Annotated in this window: 22 protein-coding genes; 21 read left to right on the top strand and 1 reads right to left on the bottom strand. The window is 57.8% G+C overall.

The features are described from left to right. The first annotated feature begins 8 nt into the window (after positions 1-8). The 4 genes from mnmE (at position 9) to NLU14_RS14600 (ending at position 5,568) form a co-directional block, all read left to right on the top strand. The gene (mnmE, locus tag NLU14_RS14585) at positions 9-1,379 is read left to right on the top strand and encodes a tRNA uridine-5-carboxymethylaminomethyl(34) synthesis GTPase MnmE (protein ID WP_275707845.1); all 1,371 of its coding nucleotides are present in this window, start codon (positions 9-11) and stop codon (positions 1,377-1,379) included. 203 nt (positions 1,380-1,582) lie between these two features. After that, complete coding sequence (locus NLU14_RS14590; RefSeq protein WP_275707735.1) at positions 1,583-2,293, top strand: tetratricopeptide repeat protein; 711 nt, start codon at positions 1,583-1,585, stop codon at positions 2,291-2,293. 24 nt (positions 2,294-2,317) lie between these two features. Continuing rightward, positions 2,318-4,687, top strand: a complete 2,370-nt coding sequence (locus tag NLU14_RS14595; protein WP_275707737.1) for a bifunctional diguanylate cyclase/phosphodiesterase — start codon at positions 2,318-2,320, stop codon at positions 4,685-4,687. A gap of 131 nt (positions 4,688-4,818) precedes the next feature. After that, positions 4,819-5,568 (top strand): substrate-binding periplasmic protein, encoded by a 750-nt coding sequence (locus tag NLU14_RS14600; RefSeq protein WP_275707739.1) that lies wholly within the window; start codon positions 4,819-4,821, stop codon positions 5,566-5,568. Between the two features lie 25 nt (positions 5,569-5,593). On the opposite strand, the gene NLU14_RS14605 is transcribed toward NLU14_RS14600, so the two are convergent. Then, on the bottom strand, positions 5,594-7,414 hold the full coding sequence (locus NLU14_RS14605) for an acyl-CoA dehydrogenase C-terminal domain-containing protein (protein WP_275707741.1): 1,821 nt from the start codon (positions 7,412-7,414) through the stop codon (positions 5,594-5,596). A gap of 243 nt (positions 7,415-7,657) precedes the next feature. On the opposite strand from NLU14_RS14605, the gene NLU14_RS14610 reads away from it, so the two are divergent. The 17 genes from NLU14_RS14610 to glmU all read left to right on the top strand — a co-directional run bounded on the left by NLU14_RS14610 (position 7,658) and on the right by glmU (position 26,049). Further along, positions 7,658-8,104 (top strand): DUF3833 family protein, encoded by a 447-nt coding sequence (locus NLU14_RS14610; RefSeq protein ID WP_275707743.1) that lies wholly within the window; start codon positions 7,658-7,660, stop codon positions 8,102-8,104. Between the two features lie 57 nt (positions 8,105-8,161). Further along, a complete protein-coding gene (locus tag NLU14_RS14615; RefSeq protein ID WP_275707745.1) occupies positions 8,162-9,256 on the top strand; it encodes an efflux RND transporter periplasmic adaptor subunit in 1,095 nt (364 codons plus the stop codon). Between the two features lie 2 nt (positions 9,257-9,258). Continuing rightward, positions 9,259-12,408, top strand: a complete 3,150-nt coding sequence (locus NLU14_RS14620) for an efflux RND transporter permease subunit (protein WP_275707747.1) — start codon at positions 9,259-9,261, stop codon at positions 12,406-12,408. Positions 12,409-12,818: 410 nt separating this feature from the next. Beyond that, entirely contained in the window at positions 12,819-14,705 is a 1,887-nt protein-coding gene (gene mnmG / locus NLU14_RS14625) for a tRNA uridine-5-carboxymethylaminomethyl(34) synthesis enzyme MnmG (protein WP_275707749.1), read from the top strand. An 8-nt stretch (positions 14,706-14,713) separates the two neighbouring features. Next, entirely contained in the window at positions 14,714-15,376 is a 663-nt protein-coding gene (gene rsmG / locus NLU14_RS14630; RefSeq protein ID WP_275707751.1) for a 16S rRNA (guanine(527)-N(7))-methyltransferase RsmG, read from the top strand. 2 nt (positions 15,377-15,378) lie between these two features. Next, positions 15,379-16,173, top strand: a complete 795-nt coding sequence (locus NLU14_RS14635; protein ID WP_275707753.1) for a ParA family protein — start codon at positions 15,379-15,381, stop codon at positions 16,171-16,173. A gap of 51 nt (positions 16,174-16,224) precedes the next feature. Next, positions 16,225-17,097, top strand: coding sequence for a ParB/RepB/Spo0J family partition protein (locus tag NLU14_RS14640; RefSeq protein WP_275707847.1), 873 nt, complete (start codon positions 16,225-16,227; stop codon positions 17,095-17,097). Positions 17,098-17,407: 310 nt separating this feature from the next. Beyond that, positions 17,408-17,806 (top strand): F0F1 ATP synthase subunit I, encoded by a 399-nt coding sequence (locus NLU14_RS14645; RefSeq protein WP_275707755.1) that lies wholly within the window; start codon positions 17,408-17,410, stop codon positions 17,804-17,806. A 19-nt stretch (positions 17,807-17,825) separates the two neighbouring features. Then, positions 17,826-18,698, top strand: coding sequence for a F0F1 ATP synthase subunit A (gene atpB / locus NLU14_RS14650; protein WP_275707757.1), 873 nt, complete (start codon positions 17,826-17,828; stop codon positions 18,696-18,698). A 73-nt stretch (positions 18,699-18,771) separates the two neighbouring features. After that, a complete protein-coding gene (gene atpE, locus NLU14_RS14655; protein WP_012138088.1) occupies positions 18,772-19,029 on the top strand; it encodes a F0F1 ATP synthase subunit C in 258 nt (85 codons plus the stop codon). Between the two features lie 64 nt (positions 19,030-19,093). Further along, the gene (locus tag NLU14_RS14660) at positions 19,094-19,564 is read left to right on the top strand and encodes a F0F1 ATP synthase subunit B (RefSeq protein ID WP_036211711.1); all 471 of its coding nucleotides are present in this window, start codon (positions 19,094-19,096) and stop codon (positions 19,562-19,564) included. A gap of 15 nt (positions 19,565-19,579) precedes the next feature. Beyond that, positions 19,580-20,116: a F0F1 ATP synthase subunit delta gene (locus tag NLU14_RS14665; RefSeq protein ID WP_275707759.1), complete on the top strand. Its 537-nt coding sequence runs from the start codon at positions 19,580-19,582 to the stop codon at positions 20,114-20,116. A gap of 28 nt (positions 20,117-20,144) precedes the next feature. Beyond that, positions 20,145-21,689, top strand: coding sequence for a F0F1 ATP synthase subunit alpha (atpA, locus tag NLU14_RS14670; protein ID WP_275707761.1), 1,545 nt, complete (start codon positions 20,145-20,147; stop codon positions 21,687-21,689). Between the two features lie 71 nt (positions 21,690-21,760). Next, positions 21,761-22,624, top strand: coding sequence for a F0F1 ATP synthase subunit gamma (atpG, locus tag NLU14_RS14675; protein WP_275707763.1), 864 nt, complete (start codon positions 21,761-21,763; stop codon positions 22,622-22,624). Positions 22,625-22,678: 54 nt separating this feature from the next. After that, on the top strand, positions 22,679-24,073 hold the full coding sequence (gene atpD / locus NLU14_RS14680) for a F0F1 ATP synthase subunit beta (RefSeq protein WP_275707764.1): 1,395 nt from the start codon (positions 22,679-22,681) through the stop codon (positions 24,071-24,073). Positions 24,074-24,119: 46 nt separating this feature from the next. Then, entirely contained in the window at positions 24,120-24,542 is a 423-nt protein-coding gene (locus tag NLU14_RS14685) for a F0F1 ATP synthase subunit epsilon (protein ID WP_007153013.1), read from the top strand. Positions 24,543-24,684: 142 nt separating this feature from the next. Then, positions 24,685-26,049 carry a bifunctional UDP-N-acetylglucosamine diphosphorylase/glucosamine-1-phosphate N-acetyltransferase GlmU gene (glmU, locus tag NLU14_RS14690; RefSeq protein WP_275707766.1) on the top strand — a complete coding sequence of 455 codons (1,365 nt, stop codon included), beginning with the start codon at positions 24,685-24,687 and terminating at the stop codon, positions 26,047-26,049. The last annotated feature ends 16 nt before the right edge of the window (positions 26,050-26,065 follow it).

The raw sequence follows: 26,065 nt of genomic DNA on the forward strand, positions 1-26,065 counted from the left end.
TAACGATGATGTTCAACGCTGCCGATACCATTGCCGCCATTGCCACGGCGCCGGGCCAGTCCGGTGTGGGCATTGTTCGGGTGTCCGGCCCGCAATCCGCAGCGATCGCCCGCCAGATGTTGGGGTTTGATCCCAGGCCGCGCTACGCACACTACGGACCCTTCCTCGATACCGGGGGCGAATTGATTGATGAGGGTATCGGGCTGTATTTTCCCAATCCCCATTCGTTTACCGGCGAGGATGTCTTTGAGCTACAGGGCCACGGCGGCATCGTTATCCTCGACCTGCTGCTGAGAACCGTGTGTGAACTCGGGGCCCGTTTGGCCCGGCCCGGTGAATTTTCCGAACGTGCCTTCCTGAATGACAAACTCGACCTCACCCAGGCCGAAGCCATTGCCGACCTTATTGACAGCAGCTCGGAGCAGGCCGCCCGCTGTGCGGTTCGCTCCCTGCAGGGGGTGTTTTCCCGCCGGATTGATGCCCTGGTAGAAGCCGTCACTCACCTGCGTATTTATGTCGAGGCCGCCATCGATTTCCCGGAAGAGGAAATCGATTTCCTGGCGGATGGCAAGGTTGCCAATGACCTGCAGGCCATCATCCGGGACCTGGAGATTATCCTTGCGGAAGCCCAGCAGGGCACCATTCTCAGGGATGGTATGAAGGTCGTCATTGCCGGTCGCCCCAATGCCGGCAAGTCCAGCCTGCTCAATGCCCTCGCCGGCCGGGAAGCGGCGATTGTCACCGCGGTGGAAGGCACCACCCGGGATGTCCTGCGGGAACATATCCACATTGACGGCATGCCCCTCCACATCATTGACACCGCCGGCCTGCGGGACAGCCCGGATGAAGTGGAACAGATCGGTATTGCCCGAGCCTGGGATGAGATCCGTCAGGCCGACCGTATATTATTGATGGTGGATGCCACCACCACACCAGCAACCGAACCCCATCAGCTGTGGCCGGATTTTATCGACCAGTTACCACCGGGTGCTCCCCTCACGGTCATTCGCAACAAGGTGGACCTGACGGGCGAACCGGCGGGTATCGAACAACCAACAGCCGATGCAGCACCGGTTGTTCGCATTGCCGCCAAATCAGCCGATGGCCTGGAAGTCCTGCGGGATCACCTGAAGCAATGCATGGGCTTTGCCAGCACCACCGAGGGCGGCTTCATTGCCCGGCGCCGTCACCTGGATGCCCTGGAACGGGCGCGGGTTTCGCTGCTGCAGGGTGACGACCAGTTGCAGGGCTACGGTGCCGGCGAGCTGTTGGCGGAAGACCTGCGCGCTGCTCAGGATTCACTTGGCGAGATCACCGGCGCTATGACACCGGATGATCTGCTGGGGAAAATATTCAGCAGTTTCTGCATCGGAAAATAAGCCAGGAAAGGAAACAGTTTGAACCGGCCTTCTTCCGTGTAAAACTATTACTTCGATCGACTGCTGAAAACGGCTAGTGAGTTTAGATGTATCGTCCGTATTCCTGTTTTCTGATCATTCTGTTCCTCAACGGATGCGCAAGCATTGACGGTGATCGTTTGTCTGAAGCCTCCTCGGACTTGTTGGAGCGCACTGGACAGGTGATGAAAAAGATCGTTAACCGATCGGAAAGGGATCCGTACCAACGGGAACAGCAGGCGCTGTTCGACCAGCCCTACATTGATCCACTGACAAAGTACCTGGCCGAGCACCAGGGCGATCCGGCGCGGGAGTCAGTACTCCAACAGGTAAGGCAGGAACGGGATCTGCGCTGCAACGCTGTTGCCGGGCAATACGCCAGTGAGCCGGCCACGGAGGCTGTGCTTGAACGCTACGACGCAGGCTATTCCTATTCCTGCCCGGAGCAGGTTGCTGCTTTTGAAGAACGGGTTAACCGGCAGGCGTCGGAGCCAGAAGCGGAAACGGCCAAGGTTGATCCCGCCAATGACAGTGGGGTTTCCGACCAGACCTTGAGTGATTGCTACCTGCTGACCACCATCCGCAACTACAGTGCAGCCAGAAAAGTCTGCCACGAACCGGCCAACAATGGCGATGTGCGCTCCCAGGCCAATATGGCCATGATTGCCCATGCCTTCGAAGATTACACCAGTGCGCGCGAATGGGCGGAAAAGGCGGCGCCCGCTTCCGGCGCAGCCGCTTTCCTGCTGGGGCAGATGTATTCAACTGGCCGCGGTGTCGGGCAGGATTTGGATCAGGCGGTATACTGGTACAATGAGGCTGCCAGACAGGGGCACAAGGAAGCCCAGGCGGCTCTTGATCGCCACCTTGAAGACCCGCCTGCCGGCGATACCTGATCCACTGCCCGAGGATACCCTTTCATGCCGGGGACGTTTGCCAGCCGCCGGATTAACCGTAAAAGCCCGTCCTCTCGCCAATCCATCATGTGGATGCTGGGGTTGCTGCTGCTGGTGTTTATCGCCGGTATGCTGCTGCTCTCCGGCCTGAACCTCAGTTATTCCCGGGATGCTCTGTCTGACCTTCGCCGCCAGCAGATCAACGAAGTCGTCAATGCGGGGCTGTCGCGAATCAATGCCCGCCAGTCTGCACTGGCCAGCTACACCATCACCCTGGCGAATGTCGGCGAAAGTTTCCATGAAATGGTGGAGAGTGGCTTCTCCGGGATTGACCGTTCCGTGCTCCGGGCCCGGCTGGAAAACTCCCTCAGAGCCCACTTGCAGGATTTCGAGGGGGCAGCTGGCGCCGGCCTCTGGTTTGAACCGGGTGTATTGTCTGAACCGGGCACCAGCTACATGCCCTATTTTCTCCTGGATACGAACGATGGCAGCCTGACCAGGATGGACACCGAATCCCGGTTTGATCACTATCGCAGCGCCCCCTGGTTCGGCAGGACGCTTGAGTCGGGCTGGCCTGACGCACCCGCCAGTGCGGGTGAGGTGTACTGGTCTCCGGTCTATTTCGATCTCAACATCGAGAGAGCGGTGCTGACCCTGGCGAGCCCGATGTACGATCGTCAGGGAAACCTTCTGGGGATGGCAACAACGGCCTGGGGGGCGGACCAGATGGTTGATGTTGTCAGCCGTATCACCGTCACCGAACACAGTTTTACCTTTCTGAATGACCGCGACAACCGCAATCTTTCGAGTCTTAGTCAGGGCGAGGATACCCGGCAGGAACAGGCGCTGATCGATGCCATCCTCGCCCTTGATCTTGCCGGGGATGTTAACAGTCAATCATCGCCCAATCCGTCAGGAGCCCTGACCACCCGTCGTCTTACTGTTGGTGAAGAAGATTTCGAGCTCTATTTCGCGGCAACCGCCGGAGGCATGGTCTACGGGGCAGGTGTTCCCCGTGACGAGATCAATGCGGTACTGCGTCCCATGGAGCGCACCAACTATCGAATTCTGGTGGGGACTGTGTCGGCCATGCTTTTGCTGAGCCTCTACCTGCTGTACCGGATTATCCAACTGATTCGTGAATTGCAGGCGTCCTATACCGACAACCTTACCGGCCTGCCCAACCGGGTTCGTCTGTTGCGGGATCTCCAGAACCGCGAGGCCGCTGCCTTGTTGATCATCAATCTGGACCGCTTCAACCAGATCAACAGTCTGTTTGGTAATGTCTGCGGCGACCATGTGCTGTTGGCGGTGACCACTCGACTGACGGCGTTCAGTCGCGAACACAACCATGAGGTTTTGCGGGTGTACCGGCTTCCCGGTGACGAGTTTGCCATTCTGGCACCGGTAATGGCGCCGGAGGCCGCTCACCAGCTTGCTGCGCAGGTTCGACACCTGGTTACCAGTGACCGGGTCTACTGGCAGCAACAGCGACTGACGGTCGATGTCAGTATTGGCATCGCCCTGCGCAGCAAACGAAAGCCGGAAGACGCCGCCGATCAGTTGGTCAGTCAGGCAAAGGTGGCCGTGCTTCAGGCCCGTGAACAGGGACGTCATCACCTGTTGTATGACCCCACGGTCGGGATTGAGGAGAATTATGAGAATAACCTACATTGGGCCAACCGCCTTAAAGAGGCCATCGACCATGACCGCCTGGTACCCTGGTTCCAGCCCATCCATGACAATCAGAGCGGCCGCATCACCAAATACGAGTGTCTGGTGAGGATGGTCGAACCCGATGGCAGTGTCATCAGTGCCGGCCGGTTCATGGATATTGCCAATAAATTGCGGTTGAACCGGCGGATTACCGAACTGATGATCGAGAAGTGTTTTGTCTGCTTTACCGGGCGCGATGAGTCGTTCTCGATCAATCTCTCATACGGCGATATCACCGAGCCCGAAACCGTTGGGCGGATATTGTCGGCACTGGAGTCATCCGGCATTGGCGATCGTGTCATATTTGAGATTCTGGAATCCGATGGCATTACCAACTATGACGATATCCGTGCCTTCATCGAACAGGTCAAACCTTTTGGCTGCCGTATCGCCATCGATGATTTCGGGACTGGTTATTCCAATTTTGCCCACCTTCTGAGCCTTAATGTCGACTTCATCAAGATTGATGGCAGCCTGATTCGTAACCTCCATGAAGATCACACAGCGTTCCTGGTCACCAGTGGCATTGTCCAGTTCGCCCGTAGCCTGAACATGCAAACGGTGGCAGAGTTTGTCCACAACGAACCGGTGCAGGCCAGGGTTCGTGAGTTGGGCATCGATTTTTCCCAGGGTGAGTACTTCAGCATGCCTGTGCCCAGCCCCGGGTTGGCTAACTGAATACATCCGGTTCATTTCCTTACGAAAACACACAGTTTTATTGTCAAATACCGCTCAAGCCTGGGGTAGACTTCGGCGACACAGAGAGTGACGCCATCCCGTGGCGACCATGCATACCAAGGAGATAAACCGTGCGGCACCTGACACCTCTATTCTTAGTTGCCCTGGTCATGATGGCCAGTGTTTCCACCGCCCAGGCTTCTGACAAGCTGTACCTGTACACCGAAAACTTTCCCCCGTACAACATGAGCGCCACCGGCCGGGCGTTCGAGCACAACGGCACGAACATTGACGGCCTGTGCTCCGAGATGGTCAAAGCTATTCTCAACAACACGGATCTTGATTACGTGATCAAGTTGCGGAACTGGGATTATGGCTACAACCGGGCCCTCAACAAGAGCAATCATGGTATTTTCTGCACCACCTATACCGAATCCCGTGCACCCCGTTTCAAGTGGGTGGGGCCGTTGACCCGTAATCTCTGGACCATCTTTGCCCCCGCAGGTACGGACCTCCAGATTGACCGCCTTGAAGATGCCCGGGGCCTTCGCTTTGGTGGCTACCGCAACGATGTCATGACCGAGTACCTCCTTGAGCGCGGCTACGAGGTTTCTGCACTGGACAGTGATGACCTCAATCCCAAACGCCTTGAACTTGGCCAGATTGACCTGTGGATAGCCGATCGCCTGGCCGGTCCCTATTTTGCGTCGCAGCAGAATGTGGAAGGGCTGGAGCCGGTCTACTCCTTCAACGACACCGAGCTTTTCCTGGCGATCAACCTGGACACCCCCGATGCCACGGTCGAAAAGCTGAATGCCGGGCTTAGAAAGGTCCACGAATCCGGTATGTTTGAGGCCATCGAAACCAAGTACGGCCTGTAAGGCCATACCAGGCCCGGCACGCGCCTCAGTCGGTGAAGGCCATGTGCTCGGCATTCAGTTGCATCAGGTTCTTGCTGGGGCTGAGCATGCTGGTGGCGTGGGCCTGGGCCCGGGGCAACAGGCGCTCATAGTAGAATTCCGCAGTGGCCAGCTTGGCGCGGTAGAAATCCTCCGAGTCGGCGCCACCCTTGTCCAGCCTGTCCGAGGCAACCGCCGCCATCCGCGCCCACATGTAAGCCATGGTGACGTAACCGCTGTACATCAGGAAATCGTTGGCCGCTGAGCTCACCACATCCCGGTCCTTGCGGGCGGCCAGCATCAGGCGAACCGTCAGTACATTCCACTGCGCCGTGAGTTTGAGCAATTCCACCGAGAACGGGCGCACGCGTTTGTTCGTCAGTGTCTTGCGGGCAAAGTTGGCCACCTTCAGGGTGAATTCCCGCACAGCTCCACCCTGGGTCATCAAAAGGACCTTTCGTCCCAGCAGGTCCAGTGCCTGGATGCCGGTGGTGCCCTCGTAGAGAGTGGCGATACGGGTGTCGCGGACAATCTGTTCCATACCATGTTCGCGAATGTATCCGTGACCACCGAAGACCTGTACACCGAGGTTGGCGGCTTCATTGCCCAATTCCGTGAGGAAGCCTTTGAGAATGGGGGTGAGGAAACCGAGCTTGTCGTCATAGGCATCGGCTTTTTTGTCGTCGCCGGTGGTGTGGCCCTCCACCATGTGATCGGCCAGCCGCGCGGCGTAATACAGCATCGCCCGGCCACCCTCGGCAATGGCTTTCTGGGTCAGCAGCATACGGCGAACATCGGCATGGTGAATCAGGCTGTCGGCAGCCTGATCCGGTTCCTTTTTGCCGGAAAGAGCGCGCATGGAGCGGCGCTCCTTCGCATAATCCAGCGCCCATTGGTAAGACAGTTCCGCCGGGCCCACGCCCTGGATGGCGGTGCCGATCCGCGCTGTGTTCATAAAGGTGAACATGCAGTTCAGGCCTTCGTTCTCCGGGCCGATCAGGAAACCGGTGGCGTCGTCAAAGTTCATCACGCAGGTGGCCGAGGCCTTGATGCCCATTTTCTTTTCCAGGCTGCCGCAGGTGACGCCATTGCTCTGGCCAATGCCGCCATTACCGTCGGGCAGGAACTTGGGCACGATGAACAGGCTGATGCCACGGGTACCCTTTGGGGCCTCCGGCAAACGGGCCAGCACGATGTGGACAATGTTTTCAGTCAGGTCGTGGTCCCCGGAGGAGATGAAGATCTTGGTACCGGAGAGCTTATAGCTGCCATCTTCCTGAGGTTCCGCTTTGGTTTTTACCTGCCCCAGGTCGGTGCCGCACTGGGGTTCGGTCAGGCACATGGTGCCGCCCCAGCGTCCCTCGGTCAGGGGCACCAGGTAGGTCTGCTTCTGGTTCTCGGTGCCGTGGAGGAAAATGGTGTTCATGGCCCCCATCGACAAACCGGGGTACATGGAGAACGGCCAGTTGGCGGTGCCCATCATTTCCTGTTTGAGCAGTCCCATGGATGCCGGTAATCCCTGGCCGCCGTACTCTTCCGGCGCGGACAGGCCTTGCCAGCCGCCCAAGGCGTATTGTTGATAGGCCTTGCGATAACCCTCCGGGGTGGTCACCTCGCCATTTTCCAGCTTGCAGCCTTCTTCATCGCCGCTCTGGTACAGGGGGCTGAGCACTTCCTCGCAGAACTTCCCACACTCATTCAGTATCGCGTCGACAATGTCCGGCGTCGCGTTTGCACCGGTCTTTAGCCGGGTGTAGTGGTTGGGATAGTCAAAGACCTCGTTGAGCAGGAATTTCATGTCGCGCAGGGGCGCCTTGTAAACCGGCATAGCAATACCTCTGTGATTCTGTCTCTACCGTTGGGCAGGCTGGCAGCCTTCCGTTGCCCGATGTTTTACGGCATTGCCGGCGTTCTGCCATTGACGGAAACCACCACTGCTGCTGTCAGAAAGGACAATTGGCTGAAATGACGCAAGCGCTGACGGGCAGCCTGCCTGATGATCGATAACTGCCTTGTTGGCGTATCTGAAAGGTCATTTATCGATTTCAAATCGCCAGGGAGTGTAAAAGTCATGCAAATTTCAATGGGAACCAGTGTGATCACTGGCCTGCCCCGCTATCTGTGGGTATTGTTGATGGCAGCTATACTTGCCGGTTGTGCGGGGCCGGCCCTGGAGGCTTACAGCGGCCGGAAACCAGTGCTGACACCGCAGACGTTCTTTGTTGGCGAACTTTCTGCCCGTGGTGTGGTCAAGGATTTCTCGGGTGAAGTGATACGCACCTTCGATGCCGACATATCCGCCAGTTGGGACAGTGATGGCGTCGGCACCCTGGATGAAGAGTTCCGTTTCGACGATGGCGAGGTCCAGACCCGTGTGTCATACGGCGATGACTCCATTGATGTCCGCATGGACGACTGGATGTACCTGATCACCCCGGACACCCTGATCAACCAGACCACCATGACAAAATGGGGTATTGAAGTCGGGGAAATTGTGCTGGTGATCAGTAAGCGGTAACCCTTTTTGTGCCTTCAGCCCGGGCGTGGGGATAATCAAGCAGACGGATAACGCATTATGGTAAAGCAATGGTTGATTGCGCTGGTCCTCGTAGCCCTGGCAGCCGGGGGTGCCTTTTCCTGGCAGTACCTGGCTCAGGAGGAGGCGGAAGGTGCCCAGCAGGAACGCCCGGCAAGCAAGGTGAATGCCGTCAGGCCCGAGATGGAGCAGGTCAGTGATACCGTCAGGGCGGTGGGTAGTCTTCGGGCCAGGGATCAGGTGGAATTGACCACCGAAGTCAGTGGCCGCGTTGTGGAGATGAATCTGGATGCCGGAAAGCGAGTCCAGGCCGGGGATCTGCTGCTGCGCCTGGACGATCGCCAGGCCAGTGCCGATTTGCAGGTTGCGGAGGCCACCCTCGCCGACGCCCGCCGCCAGTTTGATCGTGCCCGGAAACTTCAGGCCAACAACAGTATTTCCCAGTCCCAGGTGGATGAGTTGCGCACCGCCGTCGACGTGGCGGAAGCCCAGCGTGAGGCCGCTCGCACCCGCCTCGACAATCACCGCATCGAAGCGCCGTTCTCCGGGGTTATTGGTCTCTCGGATATCAGCCTGGGAGCCTATTTGGGCGCAGGCACCTCAGTGGCAACCCTGGACTCCACGGAGCAGATGGAACTGGGGTTTGCGATCCCCGAGCGGTTCCTGGGCCAGATCAACATCGGCCAGATGGTACGGGGCACTTCGCCAGCCTACACCGGAGAAACCTTTGGCGGTAAATTGGTGGAGTTGGGGACGCGAATTGATGAACTGAGCCGGACGTTACCGGTGCGGGCCCTGATCGACGATCCGGACGGAAAACTCAGGCCCGGCCAGTTCATGTCTGCCACCCTCACACTCCGCGAACGTGAATCCCTGGTGATACCCGAGCAGGCGGTGATGATCCGTGGGGATGAGAAATACGTGTTCGTGGCGGAAGATGGTATCGCCCGACGGGTGTCGGTAACCCTGGGTTCCCGCATGCCTGGACTGGTTGAGATCGTCGATGGGTTGGAGTTGGATGATCAGGTCATCGTTACCGGCCAGGATCGCCTGAGCAGTGGCGACAGGATCAGTGTGGTGGAAGGGGAAAATGTTATCCCTGACAACCGCTTCGCGAAATCCATGGAGTCCTGAGCGTGATCCTGTCCGATGTCTCCATCAAGCGGCCGGTATTCGCAACGGTCCTCAGTCTTCTCATCGTTGTGTTTGGTCTGGCTGCGTTACTGGGATTGCCGGTGCGGGAGTACCCGGACATCGACCCGCCAGTGGTGTCGATATCCACCGATTACACCGGTGCCGCCGCAGAAGTGGTGGACACCCAGATTACCCAGGTGGTTGAAGGGGCCATCAGTGGCATAGAAGGCATCCGCTCTATTGAGTCCTCCACCGAACAGGGGGAATCCCGCACCAGTATTGAGTTCACGATCTCCCGCGACGTCGACATAGCGGCCAATGATGTCCGGGATGCCGTCTCCCGAATTGCCGACGAGCTACCGGAAGAAGCCGAAGCACCGGTGGTCCAGAAGGCGGATTCCGACGCCCGCCCGATGATGTGGGTCACCCTGCGCAGTGATGTCTGGGACAGCGCGGAACTGAGCGATTTTGCCGAACGGGTGCTCGCTGACCGGCTGTCCGTGCTTGATGGTGTTGCCAACGTGCGCATTGGCGGCGAACGCCGCTACGCCATCCGGGTGTGGCTTGACCGCGAGCGTCTGGCAGCGCGTGATATTACCGTGGCGGAAGTGGAACGGTCGCTAAGGGCCAATAACGTTGAATTACCGGCCGGCTCGGTGGACTCGTCCACGCGGAACTTTACGGTTCGCGCGGAGGGCCGGCTGACCAACGTCGAGCAGTTCCGTGACCTGGTGATTCGTCGGGACGGTAATGACCTGTTGCGCCTGGGCGAGGTGGCCAATGTCCAGATGGGTGTGGAATCCGATGTCAGCCGCCTGAGGGCCAACGGCAAGACCGCCATTGGCATGGGGATCATTCGTCAGTCTAAAGCCAACACGGTGGCGGTGTCTGATGCCGTGCGGGCCGAGCTGGAAAAAATCCGCGAGACCCTGCCCCCGGAAGTGACGATCGCCGAAAGCTACGACGAGTCCATCTTCATCCGGGCCTCGATCAAGGAAGTTATCGTTACTCTCTCTATTGCGGTGTCCCTGGTGATTCTGGTGATCTTCCTGTTCCTGAGATCCTGGCGGGCAACGTTGATTCCGGCGGTCACCATTCCGGTGGCGGTGATCGGTGCCTTTATCGGCCTCGGTTTCCTGGGCTTCTCCATCAACGTGCTGACCCTTCTGGCGGTGATTCTGGCCATCGGCCTGGTGGTGGACGATGCCATCGTCATGCTGGAAAACATCCAGCGCCGGATTGATGAGGGCGAGCCGCCACTGCTGGCGTCATACCGCGGTGCCAAGCAGGTAGCCTTTGCGGTCATCGCCACCACGCTCACCCTGGTGGCGGTCTTCGTGCCGATTTCATTCATGGGAGGCAACATCGGGCGATTGTTTGCCGAATTCGGCTTTACCCTGGCGGCGGCCGTGGTGTTCTCCAGCGTGGTGGCGCTGACCCTGGCGCCCATGCTGTGCTCCAAATGGTTGCGCCACAGCCCCGAATCCGCAGAAGGGCACCGGTTGTGGGCGGCCAGCGAAAACGTGCTGAATGGACTTACCCACGGCTATGAACGCATGCTTCGGTTTTCCCTGAACCAACCGGGACTGTTGCTGGGCCTGGGGCTTGTAGGGCTTATTGTTGCCATTGTGATTTTCCCGAGGTTGCCGCAGGAGCTGGCACCGACAGAGGATCGTGGCGTTATCATCATGCCCACCAGTGCACCCCGGGGGTCTACGGTTGAGTTTACCGACCATTACGTCCGCAAGGCGGAACAGGAATTGATCCCCTACCTGGAAGACGGTGTCGCCAACCGGTTGCTGTCGATTGTTGGCTTCCGCGACGAGGAAGACAACGCCTTCATGATCATGGGGCTGTCCCCCTGGGAAGAACGCGAGGTGAAGCAACAGCAGATTACCAGCGAACTGCGGGGCAAGCTCAGTGAGATTACCGGTATTCGGGCGATCGCCGTTAATCCGCCGGGGCTGGGCCAGCGTGGTTTCGACCAGCCGGTGGAATTCGTGGTGGCAGGGCCTGACTATGAGAGTGTCCAGGCCTGGAGCGAAGAGATCGTGGCACTCGCCAAGGAAAACCCGAACCTGCTGAATCTGGAGACCGACTTCGAACTGACCCGCCCGGAATTGCGGGTGTCTATCGACCGGGAGCGGGCGGCAGATCTTGATGTCACCATTGAGGATGTGGGCCTTACCCTGCAGACCATGCTGGCCTCCCGTCAGGTAACGACCTATCTGGACCGGGGAAGAGAGTACGACGTGATCCTGCAGGCGGCGGACGCGGACCGCGCAACCCCGTCGGACCTGGAGCAGATCTTTCTGCGCCCACGGGAGGGCGGCACACTGATACCCTTGGAGGCTTTGGTGTCTGTGGAGGAAATCGGCGCCAACCCCGACTTGCGGCGAATCGACCGGTTGCCGGCCGTGGTGATCAGTGCCTCCCTGGCCGACGGCTACGACCTGGGCTCTGCGCTGACCTATCTGAACAATCTGTCAGTGGACAACCTGCCGCCGGAGGCGAGGGCCAGCTATAAAGGCCTGTCACGGGAGTTCCAGGAGTCCTCCTCGGCCATCTATGTGACCTTCGGGCTGGCTTTCGTGATTGTCTTCCTGGTACTTGCCGCGCAGTTTGAAAGCTGGATCCATCCGCTGATTATCATGCTGTCGGTGCCTCTGGCGGTGACGGGTGCCTTACTGGGACTCTGGTGGACCGGCATCAGCCTGAATATCTACAGCCAGATAGGCATTATCATGCTGCTGGGGCTGATGGCGAAGAACGGCATACTGATCGTCGAGTTCGCCAACCAGCTCCGGGACAAGGGCTATGAAGTGAAGGATGCCATCCTTGAAGGCGCAAGCCTGCGCTTCCGGCCGGTACTGATGACCACCATTTCCACGGTCTTCGGTGCGGTACCGCTGGTGCTTGCGTCAGGAGCCGGGGCGGAAAGCCGGGCTTCTATCGGCATCGTCATTCTTGGCGGGCTGGTGTTCGCCACCACCCTGACGTTGTTTATTATCCCGGTGCTTTACAACCTGCTGGCGCGGTTTGCCAAGTCCACCAACGCGATTGCCCTGGAGCTGGAAAAACAGGCCAGTCAGTCTGCCGGGGGTCGGGGCATGGCGGCTGCACCGCAATCCAAAGAGATGGATCAGTTCTGACATGGCCGGGTCCAGGCCTCCAGATTGTGGATAAATAGTTGGATAACCTTCGGATAAGCTTTGGTTACTATTGGAAGAAACGTTTTAAAACAAAGTGTTAATAAGTTATTTCGGTCCTTTGTAAGCTGTCAGGGATGTGGATAACTTTCTTGAAAAGTTTTCTGAGAAGGTGTCCACAAGCCGCTGAAATTTTTCGGATTTCGGTTTTCCACTATCTGTGAAACCCTGCGGGAAACGTCCGACATTGGGGCCGTGGTGTATCAGGGGTTTCTCTGACCAATCCATCTGGTTAAAATTTGCACATTCTGACTGCAATTTTCCGGGTGAGGCGTTATACTCCCCGCCCTGATTTCCAGGCTGTTTTCTATTACCCAGAATTTTTCTGATACCCCGTTTTCCGAGGTGATGTTGTGGATTATCCGACCCGTTTCGATGTGATTGTCATTGGTGGTGGCCATGCCGGCACTGAAGCCGCGCTGGCGGCGGCACGCATGGGTTCCCAGACCCTGCTGCTGACCCACAACATTGAGACCCTGGGCCAGATGTCCTGTAACCCGGCGATAGGTGGCATTGGCAAGAGCCACCTGGTGAAGGAAATCGACGCCCTGGGTGGCGCTATGGCCATGGCGACCGACAAGGCCGGTATCCAGTTCCGGGTGCTGAACTCCCGCAAGGGCCCGGCGGTCCGTGCCACCCGCGCCCAGGCGGACCGGGTGCTGTACAAGGCGGCTATTCGCGAAATCCTCGAGAACCAGCCCAACCTGACACTGTTCCAGCAGGCCGCGGACGATCTGATTGTCGAAGGTGAGCGCATCACCGGCGTGGTGACCCAGTCCGGTATCCGCTTCCGTGCACCCACGGTGGTGCTGACCACCGGCACCTTCCTCGGCGGTGTTATCCACATTGGCATGCAGCAGCACTCCGGCGGCCGTGCCGGCGATGCACCCGCCAATGCCCTGGCACAGCGCCTGCGGGAGCTGCCGTTCAATGTCGGTCGCCTGAAAACCGGTACCCCGCCCCGTATCGATGCCCGTAGCGTTGATTTTTCCGTGATGCAGGAGCAGTGGGGTGATGACCCGGCGCCGGTGATGTCATTCCTGGGTTCCCGCGACCAGCACCCAGAGCAGGTGTGCTGCTATGTGACCCGTACCACCGAGCAGACCCACGACATCATCCGTAGCGGCTTTGAGCGTTCGCCCATGTTTGCCGGCAACATCGAAGGCATCGGGCCGCGCTATTGCCCGTCCATCGAGGACAAGGTTAACCGCTTTGCGGACAAGGACTCGCACCAGATTTTCGTGGAGCCCGAAGGGCTGACCACCAACGAGCTTTACCCCAACGGCATCTCCACCAGCCTGCCGTTCGACATCCAGCTCGCGGCTGTGCGCACCATTCCCGGCTTTGAGAATGCCCACATTACACGGCCCGGCTACGCTATCGAATACGATTTCCTGAACCCGCAGGACCTGCGCCATACCCTGGAAACCAAGTTTATCCAGGGCCTGTACTTTGCCGGCCAGATCAACGGCACCACCGGTTACGAAGAGGCTGGTGCCCAGGGACTGCTGGCGGGTATCAACGCGGCATTGCGTGCCCAGGAAAAGGACGAGTGGTACCCTCGCCGTGACGAAGCCTATCTCGGGGTGCTAGTGGACGACCTGATTACCATGGGCACCTCCGAGCCCTACCGCATGTTCACCAGCCGTGCCGAATACCGGTTGATCCTGCGGGAAGACAACGCCGATCTGCGGTTGACGGAAACCGGGCACAAGCTGGGGCTGGTGGACGAGAACCGCTGGCAGGCCTTCAACACCAAGCGCGAAGCCATCGCCGCCGAGCGTAGTCGCCTGGAAACCACCCGGATCCATCCGGGCACTCCCGGTGGTGAGGCCGCCAACAGCTTCCTGCGCCAGCCGATGAACCGTGACCAGACCCTGGCGGAGCTGCTGCGGCGCCCGGAGATCAACTACAGTCATATTGCCCAGATGGCCGAGGGCATTGCAGACGATCCGGTTGTTGCGGACCAGGTGGAAATCGAGATCAAGTACGAGGGCTATATCTCCCGTCAGACCGATGAAATAGAACGCCTGCGCCGGAATGAGAATACCCGCCTGCCGGACGACATCGATTTCGACGCCATTGGCGGCCTGTCCAATGAGATCAAGCAGAAACTCAAGGAAGTCCGGCCGGAAACCGTGGCCCAGGCCTCGCGCATCCAGGGTGTAACGCCGGCGGCGATCTCCCAGGTGCTGGTGCATCTCAAGAAGCGCGACCTGCTGCGCAAGCAATCCGCCTGAGTGCGCCCATGAGCGACGAACTCTGGCAACGCCAGCTCACTGAGGGCCTGGTCGATCTTGGTCTGGAACTCGATGATGCCCGCCAGCAACAGCTGCTGGCGTTTCTGGCACTGCTGAACAAATGGAACCGGGCCTACAACCTGACGGCCGTGCGCGAGCCGCGGCAGATGGTGTCGCGCCAGTTGCTGGACAGCCTCAGCATCCTGCCGTATGTCATCACAGACCATTTGCTGGATGTGGGTGCCGGTGGCGGGCTGCCGGGTATTCCCCTGGCCATCGCGCTACCCCAAAAGCGTTTTACCCTGCTGGACAGCAACAGCAAAAAAACCCGGTTCCTGACCCAGTGCGTGCTGGAGCTGGGTCTTGAAAACGTTGACATCATTCACGGCCGTGCCGAAAGCTGTGATCCTGCGGTCCAATACCGCCAGATCAGCAGTCGCGCCTTCACGGCACTGGACAACCTTGTTGCCTGGTGTGGGCATTTGCTCGCGGATGAGGGCGAGTTCCTTGCCATGAAAGGCCAGTTTCCGGATGATGAGGTGGCTGCCCTGCCAGCGGGGTGGCAGGTAACATCCCGGCAGTCGTTATCGGTGCCCGGCTCGGACGGCGACCGGCACCTGCTGGTGATCGGGCGGGATTGCAGCCATCAGAATTTCACGACAGGAGGCTAGTCATGGCGCGTGTGATTGCAGTGACCAATCAGAAAGGCGGCGTGGGGAAAACCACCACCTGCGTCAACCTGGCTGCCTCCCTGGCCGCGACCAAGCGTCGCGTGCTCCTGGTGGACATGGACCCGCAGGGCAACGCCACCATGGGCAGCGGTGTGGATAAAAACGCCCTGGAGCTCTCCGGCTACGACATGCTCACCAAGCGGTCAACGGCGGCCGAGGTGATATTCCGGGCGGAGGCCTCCGGCTTCGACATCCTGCCGGCCAACGGCGACCTGACCGCCGCCGAAGTGGAACTGATGAACGAAATCGGCCGCGAACACCGCCTGCGCCTGGCCCTCAACAAGGTTCGGGAAAACTACGACTACATCCTGATTGATTGCCCGCCTTCACTCAGCCTGCTCACTGTCAACGCGCTTTCGGCGGCCGACACCGTGCTGATACCCATGCAGTGCGAGTATTACGCCCTGGAAGGCCTGGCAGCACTGATGAACACCGTTGAGCAGATCCAGGAAACCGTCAATCCGGACCTCCAGGTGGAAGGCATATTGCGCACCATGTACGACCCCCGCAACAGCCTGACCCTGGATGTTTCAGGCCAGCTCAGCGAGTTTTTCGGCGACAAGGTGTACCGGGCGGTTATCCCCCGCAATGTGCGGTTGGCGGAGGCGCCCAGTTATGGCGTGCCGGCTCTGAAATACGACCGCACTTCCAAGGGAGCGGTGGCATACCTGGCCCTGGCTGGCGAAATGGTCCGGCGGCATGGTTCACAAAAGACATCCGCGGCTGTTGCCGTGTAAACTACCTCTCCTTTGCACACAGATTTTTCATCGGGAAGAATGACAAACACCATGGCGGCGAAGAAACGAGGACTGGGTGAGCGCGGACTGGGCGCTCTGTTGCAGGGCTCCAGGGTCAACCTGGACCAAGAACTGAAGGATCACGACGGTGAGCTCCGGGAAGTTCCGATTGACCTGATCCAGCGTGGCCGGTTCCAGCCCCGCCGGGATATGGACCCGGCAGCCCTGCAGGAACTGGCGGACTCCATCCGTCAGCAGGGCGTGATGCAGCCCGTGGTAGTGCGCCCGATTGCCGAAGGCCGCTTTGAGCTGATCGCCGGTGAGCGCCGCTGGCGTGCCACCCAGATGGCCGAGCTCGACCGTATCCCCGCCATTATCCGCGACGTGCCGGACGATGCCGCCATCGCCATGGCGCTGATCGAAAATATCCAGCGCGAAAATCTCAATCCCATTGAAGAAGCGTTTGCACTGCAGCGGCTGCAGGATGAATTCGGATTGACTCAGGCCCAGGTGGCGGAAGCGGTGGGCAAGTCCCGAACCACTATCACCAACCTGCTGCGGCTGATCAGCCTGTCAGAGGATGTCCGGCTAATGCTGGAGCATGGTGACCTGGAGATGGGCCATGGCCGCGCCATGCTCACGTTGCAGCCGGAACAGCAGATGCAGGTGGCCCGGCAGGTGGTGGCCAAGTCCCTGTCTGTTCGCCAGACCGAAGCGCTGGTTCGCCGGGTGCAGCAGGAGACGCCAGGTCGCAAGAAAGCAAAAGGGGAGCTTGACCCCAATATCCGCGCCCTGCAGGATGATCTGGCCGAGCGCCTCGGTGCACGGGTATCGATCGACCATGGCCAGCGCGGTAAGGGTAAGCTGGTGATTGAATACACGTCCCTCGACGAGCTGGATGGCATTCTGGGCCATATCAAATAAAGGCGTACATCCGTTTCGCCGCCTTCACCGTTAACAATTTGGTATCGGAAATCCGCGACCAACGGCGGAGTACCAAAGACCACTTTTGACTAGGTACCACTACATATAGTGCTGCCCGTTCGTGCCGGTGTCTATTTGTGTCCTCCTTTCTTCAACGCCAGTTTTTCTGCGTGTTCCGGAGCGGAGGGGCAGTTCCGGTTTTGTTGATTCGTGCAGATTGAACACATATAATCTGCGGCGCTTGTATCGGTGCAATTGTCTAATTATTAAACGTCACCGAACCAAAGCGGTGTGGCAACCGGGAAATCACATGACGAAGGCTGAACAGGGTGGAATCCAGCGTCCGCCCATCGCACGATGGATTGCAATAGAAAGTGTGGTTTTGGTCGTCGTCAGCCTGGCATTCCTCATTAAAAGCCAGGTGGCCGGTTACTCCGCGGTACTTGGGGGGCTTATCTTTCTTCTGCCCCACGGATATTTTGCTTTCAAGGCTTTCCGCTATTCCGGCGCGCGGTCTGCCAGGCAGATAATGAGCTCTTTTTACCAGGGTGAGGCCGGCAAGCTCATCCTGTGTGCCATCCTGTTTACGATGGTGTTCAAATGGATTCAGCCGCTTGATGTTGCGGCACTTTTTTTATCATTTGCGATCATGTTGGTCACCAATTGGTTGACTCCGCTCCTTGCGGGCCGCAGAACGCAGCGAAGCTAACAGGACCTGAGAGAACGTTATGGCAGGCAGCGCATCAGAGTATATCCAGCACCACCTCCAGAACCTCACCTATGGAAAACTTCCGGCCGGCTACGAGCGTGCCGACGGCTCGGTGATGTCAGAAGCTGGCTGGACCATGGCCCATAACGCCCGTGAAGCCTCCGACATGGGTTTCTGGGCCGTTCATGTGGATTCTCTCGGATGGGCCGTTGCGCTGGGTGTGTTGTTCCTGTTTATCTTCCGCATGGCGGCGAAGCGCGCAACCTCTGGCCAACCCAGCGGTTTGCAGAATTTCGTGGAAATCCTGATTGAGTTTGTCGACACCAGTGTCAAGGAAACCTTCCATGGGCGGAACAAGGTTATTGCGCCACTGTCGCTGACCATTTTCTGCTGGGTCTTCCTGATGAACCTGATGGACCTGGTGCCAGTAGACTTCCTGCCGCAGCTGTTCCATCTGATGGGTCTGGAATACATGAAAGTCGTGCCAACCACGGACGTTAACGTGACGTTGGGTATGTCTCTGTCGGTGTTTTTCCTGATTATCTACTACAGCATCAAGGTGAAGGGCGTGGGCGGTTTCCTTGGCGAGCTGACACTGCACCCATTCTCCTCCGACAACCTGTTCCTGAAGATCCTGCTGGTGCCGGTCAACTTCCTGCTGGAAGGTGTGAGCCTGCTGGCCAAGCCGATTTCACTGGCACTGCGTCTGTTCGGTAACCTCTACGCCGGTGAGTTGATCTTTATCCTGATTGCCCTGCTGCCGTTCTGGGCGCAATGGGCGCTGTCGGTACCCTGGGCCATTTTCCACATTCTGATCATTACGCTGCAGGCGTTCATCTTCATGATGCTGACGATTGTCTACCTGAGCATGGCTCACGAAGACAGTCACTGATCGGAACTATTAAACCGTAGTTTTAAAACCAAAACCCTTAAACTGAAAACCTAACTGAAAACTGGGAGTTATCATGGAAACTGTAGTTGGAATGACCGCGATTGCCGTTGCACTGCTGATCGGCCTGGGCGCCCTGGGTACTGCTATCGGCTTTGGTATCCTCGGTGGCAAGTTCCTGGAAGGCGCAGCGCGTCAGCCGGAAATGACTCCGATGCTGCAGGTTAAAATGTTCATCGTTGCAGGCCTGCTGGACGCCGTAACCATGATCGGTGTTGGTATTGCTCTGTTCTTCACTTTCGCCAACCCGTTTGTCGGCCAGATCGCCGGTTAATCGAGTCGCCGCCGGGGTTTTCCCGGTCTGATGATTCTTTACACAACAGGCGAGAGGTGAAGACGTGAACATTAATTTGACGATGATTGGTCAAGCCATCGCGTTCTTTATCTTTGTCGTGTTCTGCATGAAATACGTGTGGCCGCCGATTATGGCCGCACTGCAGGAACGTCAAAAGAAGATCGCTGACGGACTGGCTGCCTCAGACCGCGCCGCGCGCGATCTGGAACTGGCTCAGGAAAAGTCAGCTCAGGAACTGCGTGAAGCCAAGCAGCAAGCGGCTGGCCTGATCGAACAGGCCAACAAGCGTGCGGCCCAGATTGTGGAAGCGTCCAAAGACGACGCCCGCAAGGAAGGTCAGAAGCTGATTGAGCAGGCCAAGGCCGAAATTGAGCAGGAGCGCAATCAGGCTCGTGACGCGTTGCGTGCAGAAATTGCTGCCATCGCGGTTGCCGGTGCTGAGAAAATCCTGGAAACCTCTGTCGATGCCAACAAGCACAGTGAGATGCTGGACAAGCTGGCAGCAGAACTCTAAACGACGAGGTTCATCATGGCACAACTGAGAACGCTGGCCCGCCCCTACGCAAAGGCAGCATTTTCGGCCGCTCAGGACCAGAAGCAACTGGCTGAATGGTCTGAAGTGCTAACCGTTGCCGGGCAGATTACAGCTAACGAAGACATTCGACAGCTTCTCGCCAGTCCAGGCACAGAAGAGCAGAAGAAGGCGGAAATGATTCTTGAGTGCGTTGGAGACAACGTAACCGAGTCGGTTCGCAACTTCCTGATGATTCTGGCGGACAATCGCCGGTTGAGTCTCCTGCCCGAGATTGCAGCGCTCTTCAACACGTACCGGGCTGACTTTGAGCGCACTGTTGATATTGAAGTCACCTCGGCATTCGAGCTGACGGACGAACAACAGCAGAAGCTCGCCCAGGCACTATCGACCAAACTCGAGCGCCAAGTGTCACTCGCAGCGTCAATGGACAAGTCTTTGATCGGCGGTGTGATCGTACGCACCGGCGATATGGTGATTGACGCATCTGTACGCGGAAAGCTGACCAAACTGGCCGACGCTCTGGGCTCCTGATTTCAGCACAAGGTTTGAGGATAAAGGCATGCAGCAACTGAATCCATCCGAGATCAGTGACATCATCAAGAAGAGAATCGAAAAACTCGATATCTCTTCCGATGCAAAGAACGAAGGTACGATCCTCTCCGTTTCCGACGGTATCGTACTGATTCACGGTCTTGCCGACGTTATGTACGGTGAGATGATTGAATTTGCCAACGGCATATTCGGTATGGCCCTGAACCTGGAGCGAGACTCCGTGGGCGCGGTTGTGCTGGGTGACTACGAAGATCTGGCGGAAGGCCAGAAGGTTCGTTGTACCGGGCGTATTCTGGAAGTTCCGGTTGGCCCGGAACTGATGGGCCGTGTGGTTGACGGTCTGGGTAACCCCATTGACGGTAAGGGCGAGCTGGGCACATCCCTGACCTCCCCTGTCGAGAAGGTTGCACCAGGTGTAATCGCACGTCAGTCTGTTGATGAGCCGGTTCAGACCGGTCTGAAAGCCATCGACACCATGGTGCCAATCGGTCGTGGCCAGCGTGAACTGATCATCGGTGACCGTCAGATTGGTAAGACCGCCGTTGCCATAGACGCGATCATCAACCAGAAGAACTCCGGCATCAAGTGTATCTACGTTGCGGTTGGCCAGAAGCAGTCTTCCATTGCCGCGGTTGTGCGCAAGCTGGAAGACCACGGCGCCATGGACCACACCATTGTTGTGGCCGCCGGTGCCGCCGATCCCGCAGCGATGCAGTTCCTGGCTCCCTACTCCGGTACTTCCATGGGTGAATACTTCCGTGACCGTGGTGAAGACGCCCTGATCATCTATGATGATCTGTCCAAGCAGGCTGTGGCTTACCGCCAGATCTCCCTGCTTCTGCGTCGTCCGCCAGGCCGTGAAGCTTACCCGGGTGACGTCTTTTATTTGCACTCCCGTCTGCTGGAGCGTGCGTCCCGGATTAACGCCGACGAGGTTGAAAAGCTGACCAACGGCGAAGTGAAAGGCCAGACGGGTTCCCTGACTGCGCTGCCAATCATCGAGACCCAGGCCGGTGACGTTTCCGCGTTCGTACCGACCAACGTGATCTCGATCACCGACGGCCAGATCTTCCTGGAGACCAACCTGTTCAACTCCGGTATCCGTCCGGCGATGAACGCTGGTGTATCGGTATCGCGGGTGGGTGGTTCGGCCCAGACCAAGATCATGAAGAAGCTCGGCGGTAACATCCGTCTGGCACTGGCCCAGTATCGTGAACTGGCCGCTTTCGCACAGTTCGCTTCCGACCTTGACGAAGCGACCCGTAAGCAGCTGGAACACGGTCAGCGGGTTACCGAACTGATGAAACAGAACCAGTACAGCCCGCTGTCCGTGGCTGAAATGGGCACGGTTCTGTTCGCAGCCAACGAAGGCTTCCTGGACGACGTTGATGTCGACAATGTAGTGAAGTTCGAAGCACTGATGCTCGACTGGATGCGGTCCGAGCAGAAAGAACTTCTCGACAAGATCAACGAGAAAGGCGATTACAACGATGAAATCGCCGCGAGCCTGAAAGCTGCACTTGAGAAATTCAAGACCACTCAGAGCTGGTAACGAATGGGCCTGCGATGCGTTGCGGGCCGATTTTCGAGCAACGAGTGTCTAACTTGAGAAGGCAGTGAGTTATGGCCGTCGGAAAAGAAATACGTAACCAGATATCCAGCATCAAGAGCACGCAGAAGATCACCAGCGCCATGGAAATGGTGGCGGCGAGCAAGATGCGTAAGGCTCAGGAACGCATGAAGGCAACACGCCCTTATGCGGAAAAGATGCGTCAGGTTATTGGGCACATTGCCAAGGCGAACGTCCAGTACAAGCACCCGTTCATGGTCGAGCGCGACGTTAAGCGCGTGGGCTATATCGTGGTGTCTACGGACCGTGGCCTGTGTGGTGGCCTGAACATCAACCTGTTCAAAGCGCTTGTCCGTGACATGCGAGCGTGGAAGGAGAAAGGAGTAGAGGCTGATCTGTGCGCCATCGGGCAGAAAGGTGCTTCTTTCTTCAGGAGCTACGGCGGTAACGTCGTTGCGGCGCTGACCCATCTGGGGGACAGCCCGAGCTCTGAAAAACTCATCGGCAACGTCAAAGTCATGCTGGATGCGTTCTCGGAGGGCAAGATCGACCGTCTTTACCTGGTCAGCAACGAGTTCGAGAACACCATGACCCAGACCCCGCAGGTCGAGCAGATTCTGCCACTGCCTCCGGGGGAAGACGAGGAAGAGATCAAGAATCAGTGGGATTATCTCTACGAGCCCGATGCCAGGCAGATCCTCGATGGCCTTCTGCCACGTTACATTGAATCCCAGGTTTACCAGGGTGTGGTAGAGAATCTGGCATGTGAACAGGCCGCCCGTATGATTGCCATGAAGAGCGCAACTGATAACGCCGGTGGCATCATCGACGAGCTTCAGTTGGCTTACAACAAGGCGCGTCAGGCAGCCATCACCCAAGAGATTTCGGAGATTGTCAGCGGCGCGGCTTCGGTCTGATCCGCCAGCAATCCAACTGGTTTTATTGACTATCTAGATAACGAGGAACCGAGCATGAGTAGCGGACACATCGTTCAGATCATTGGCGCGGTTATCGACGTGGAATTTCCACGTGACTCCGTACCCAACGTATATGACGCACTGCTGCTTGAAGGTGGCGAAACAACTCTGGAAGTCCAGCAGCAGCTGGGTGACGGCATTGTTCGTACCATCGCCATGGGCAGCACCGAGGGCCTGAAGCGAGGCCTGAAAGCAGATAATACCGGTAAGGCAATTTCGGTACCGGTCGGCACCAAGACTCTGGGCCGTATCATGGATGTTCTGGGTCGTCCTATCGACGAACAGGGCGAGATCGGCGAGGAAGAGCGTTGGGGTATTCACCGTAAGGCTCCGGGCTACGCCGACCAGGCCGCTTCCGCGGATCTGCTGGAAACCGGTATCAAGGTTATCGACCTGATCTGCCCGTTCGCCAAGGGTGGTAAAGTTGGTCTGTTCGGTGGTGCCGGTGTTGGTAAAACCGTCAACATGATGGAGCTGATCAACAACATCGCGAAAGAGCACTCCGGTCTCTCCGTATTCGCGGGTGTTGGTGAGCGGACCCGGGAAGGTAACGACTTCTACTACGAAATGAAGGAGTCCAACGTTCTTGATAAGGTGGCCATGGTTTACGGCCAGATGAACGAGCCCCCCGGAAACCGTTTGCGTGTAGCTCTGACCGGTCTGACCATCGCCGAGAAGTTCCGGGACGAAGGCCGTGACGTATTGTTGTTCATCGACAATATCTACCGTTACACCCTGGCGGGTACCGAGGTATCAGCACTGCTGGGTCGTATGCCTTCCGCGGTGGGTTACCAGCCGACACTGGCCCAGGAGATGGGTGAGTTGCAGGAGCGTATTACTTCCACCAAGACCGGGTCCATCACGTCCATCCAGGCGGTTTACGTGCCGGCGGATGACTTGACCGACCCGTCACCAGCTACCACCTTCTCGCACCTGGATGCGACCGTGGTACTGAGCCGTGATATCGCCTCCAAGGGTATCTACCCGGCGATCGATCCGCTCGATTCCACATCACGTCAGTTGGATCCGCTGGTCATTGGTAACGAGCACTATGAAGTGGCCCGTGGCGTGCAGACCAACCTGCAGCGCTACAAGGAACTGAAAGATATCATCGCCATCCTGGGTATGGACGAGTTGTCAGAAGAAGACAAGCTGACCGTCGCCCGGGCCCGTAAGATCGAGCGTTTTCTTTCCCAGCCGTTCCACGTTGCTGAAGTCTTTACCGGTTCTCCCGGTAAGTACGTTTCCCTGAAGGAAACCATCAGCAGCTTTAAGGGCATCCTCAACGGCGACTATGATGATATGCCTGAGCAGGCGTTCTACATGGTTGGTACCATTGAGGAAGCGGTCGAGAAAGCGAAGGAAATGAAGAGCAAGGCGAAGAAGTAATCTAAGCCTCAGCGCTTGTTTCCGGATCGATCAAAGAGGCAACAACATGGGTATGACCGTGCATTGTGACGTGGTAAGTGCCGAAACAAAGATCTATTCCGGATTGGTGGAAATGCTGATCGCAGCGGGTTCCGAAGGTGACCTGGGTATTGCCCCGGGCCACACGCCGCTGCTGACCCAGTTGAAGCCGGGTCCCATCCGGATAATCAAACAGGGCGGTGAGGAGGAAATCCTTTACGTCTCTGGTGGTTATCTGGAGGTTCAGCCAAATCTGGTGACGTTGCTCGCGGACACTGCTGTCCGTGCCAAGGATGTGGACGAAGCAGCGGCGATCGAGGCTCAGCGTGAAGCTGAGAAGGCACTCGCCAACCAAACGGGTGAATTTGAGTATTCCCGTGCCGCCGCCGAGTTGGCCGAAGCTGTTGCCCAGCTTCGAACCATCCAGCAGCTGCGCAACAAGATGCGTTAAGCATTTCTGTTCGGGACTGCCGATCACCAAAGCCGCATCCTGAGTGGTCTGGGAACAGCTTAATGTTGTCAGGCGACCAAGGATGCGGTTTTTTTATTTTCAGATTTTGAAACTGGCTACCGATCCGGAGCGTGGTACCCATATGACTCCCCTTCACGTTGTGATTCTGGCTGCTGGCCAGGGTTCAAGAATGAAATCGTCACTGCCGAAGGTCCTTCACCGGCTGGCAGGCAAACCCATGCTCCATCATGTTATCGATACAGCCCGTCAGCTGGGGGCGTCCGGTATTCATGGCGTTATCGGCCATGGTGCGGATCAGGTCCGACAGATCACGCCCGCCGAAGACTTGACCTGGGCACTTCAGGAACAACAGTTGGGGACGGGGCATGCCGTTGCCCAGGCCCTGCCCGGACTACCGGACGAGGCAAAGGTTCTGATCCTGTACGGCGACGTTCCGTTAACAAAGGCGGAGACCCTGAAAGCACTGGTTTCGAAAGTGAGTGATCATTCACTCGCGTTGCTCACGGTGAACCTGGAGGTGCCGGACGGCTATGGCCGAATCCTGCGCGACGACAGCGGCAAGGTCTGTGCAATCGTCGAACAGAAAGACGCCACCGAGGCACAGCGACTGATCCGCGAAGTGAATACCGGCATCCTGGCGGTGTCGGCGCGTCACCTGAAGGACTGGTTACCGCAACTGTCCAACCGTAATGCCCAGGGCGAGTACTATCTCACCGACATAATCGCCATGGCGTCCGAGCAGGGCGTCGATATCGCTATTGCCCAGCCGGAAAACGAGTATGAAGTCCAGGGAGTTAACAACCGGCTCCAGCTTGCCGAACTTGAACGCTGGTTCCAGCGTCAGGAAGCGAACCGATTGATGACAGCAGGCGCTACGCTGGCTGATCCTGCCCGCATTGACGTGCGTGGTGAACTGTCAGTGGGCCAGGACGTGTTGATCGACGTGAATGTTGTCTTTGAGGGCGAGGTATCCTTGGCTGATGGCGTCAGCGTGGGGCCGGGCTGTGTGATCAGAGACAGTCATATTGCAACTGGTACCAGAATCGAGGCGCACTCGTTGATTGAGGGCTCTGAGGTCGGCCCTGGCGCTAGTATCGGCCCGTTTGCGCGGCTTCGCCCAGGCACTCGCCTGGCGGCTAACACCAAGGTTGGCAACTTTGTCGAAACCAAGAAGGCCGACGTGGGTGAGGGTAGCAAGATCAATCATCTCAGTTACGTCGGTGATGCCTTGCTTGGCCGTAACGTAAATGTGGGTGCAGGAACCATCACCTGTAATTATGATGGGGTGAACAAATCCAGAACGGTGATTGGCGACGATGTGTTTGTCGGCTCGAATACGTCTCTGGTTGCGCCGGTAACCGTAGCGTCCGGCTCTACCATCGGGGCGGGGTCTACTATTACCCGGGACGTGGCAGAGAGCGAGTTGGCGGTGGCCCGGGGTCGACAGCGCAATATTTCCGGCTGGGAACGGCCGAAGAAAAAGTGAGTTAAACGTTCATAAC

The organism is Marinobacter iranensis (genome assembly GCF_029207565.1).
Taxonomy (GTDB): domain Bacteria; phylum Pseudomonadota; class Gammaproteobacteria; order Pseudomonadales; family Oleiphilaceae; genus Marinobacter; species Marinobacter iranensis.